Here is a 1,553-nt window from a genome sequence, read left to right on the forward strand (position 1 = left end):
ACTTTTTCTATCTTTTGCCTGACTAACTGAACACCTTTGCTCTCTCCTACAATAACAGGGTATTCTATATATTCTGATTGTTCTTCTTTAACTGCCAAGGATCCCTCCGTCTCAAAACAACATTTATTATAAAGAGGTATTATGTTAGTTAATTAATTACAAGTATTTGTCTGTTTTATACGTTCACAGGTTAACATTTATGTCAGATTAACCTTTTCCAAATAATTACTAATTGCACCGTCATATTGCCAGGTAAGTTTAAAAACTTTTCTGGCTAACTTAAAGCGGGTTTCCAAGGTTGTGGTACCATCTTGCCTGATTTCCTCTAATACTTTTGAATAATCTGCTGGATCAATTACAACAGTTACATACTTAAAGTTTTTTGCTGATGACCTAAGCATGGCTGGGCCACCTATATCAATATTCTCTACAGCCTCATCCAATGTGCAGTCCTCTTTTGCCACCGTTTTCTCAAATTGGTAAAGGTTAATGATTACCAGGTCTATACTTTTTATGCCGTGCATTTCCATCATATTAATATCCTGCTCGTTGTCCCTCCGGCCTAACAGACCGCCATGTACCTTTGGGTGAAGAGTCTTAACACGACCGTCCATCATTTCCGGAAATCCGGTATATTCAGATACATCCAATACTTTTACCCCACCATCCCTTAGGGCCTTTGCAGTACCCCCGGTTGATAGTATTTCTATGCCTAATTCCTCTAAAGATCCTGCAAGATCCACTATATTACTTTTATCGGTGACACTGATTATAGCCGTAGATATTTTCTTCATATTATTTCCTCCTGTGTTTAAACGGTTTTATGCTTGAACCCCTAATAGTCTGAGCAAAGATGCAAAATTCTACTTTCAATCATACAACAAATAGTATACTATTTAGAAGTAAACATCAATATATGTAGTATATTGCCATTATTTAATTAAAGCGTAAAAAGAACAGGGCATTTTGTCAAGATAAATAAGGCCTTGAATTAAGATATAAGCAACGCAATTGCCTGATTAAACTTAGACTTTTAGGTAAATTAATGACCAAAATATATTTAGTAAGACATGGGCAGACCGAGTGGAACAAGGATCTAATGTTCAGAGGAAGAAAGGACATTCCGCTGAACGAAACAGGGAACAGGGAAGCAGAGGCTATTGCTCATGCCTTGGAAAATAAAAATATTGATGCAATTTACACAAGTCCTCTAAAACGCTCCATTCAAACCGGGGAGCCAACTGCAAATATTTTTGGCATCAAAAGCATACCAATTCAGGAATTTATTGACATAGACTATGGCGAATGGGAGGGGCTAACATTCAATGAGGTGCAAAATAAATACAGGGATCAGTATGTATTATGGGAAAATAAGCCTGAAAAAGTAAGATTTCCTGGCGGCGAAACCCTTGAAGAGGCAAGGAAAAGATCATTCACAGGCTTTAAAAATATTATAAAAAACAACACCGATAAATCAATTCTAATTATCCCCCATAGGGTAATAAACAAGATCCTTTTATGTGCAATTTTAGGTATTGGTAATTCCAACTTCT

General features: G+C 36.4%; 2 protein-coding genes. One reads left to right on the forward strand and one right to left on the reverse strand.

Annotation, left to right across the window (positions count from 1 at the left end; genetic code table 11):
• Positions 1-197: 197 nt before the first annotated feature.
• Complete coding sequence (locus tag U9R42_14680) at positions 198-794, reverse strand: IMP cyclohydrolase (protein ID MEA3497270.1); 597 nt, start codon at positions 792-794, stop codon at positions 198-200.
• Between the two features lie 251 nt (positions 795-1,045).
• Between U9R42_14680 and U9R42_14685 the strand changes: the two genes are divergently transcribed.
• Positions 1,046-1,553 (forward strand): histidine phosphatase family protein (locus tag U9R42_14685; protein MEA3497271.1); only part of this gene is annotated, 508 nt, incomplete at its 3' end.

It is taken from the genome of Bacteroidota bacterium (genome assembly GCA_034723125.1).
Taxonomy (GTDB): domain Bacteria; phylum Bacteroidota; class Bacteroidia; order CAILMK01; family JAAYUY01; genus JAYEOP01.

Excerpts from the sequence above, each read along its gene's own strand:
- U9R42_14680 (MEA3497270.1), bottom strand. The coding sequence starts at position 794 with ATGAAGAAAATATCTACGGCTATAATCAGTGTCACCGATAAAAGTAAT.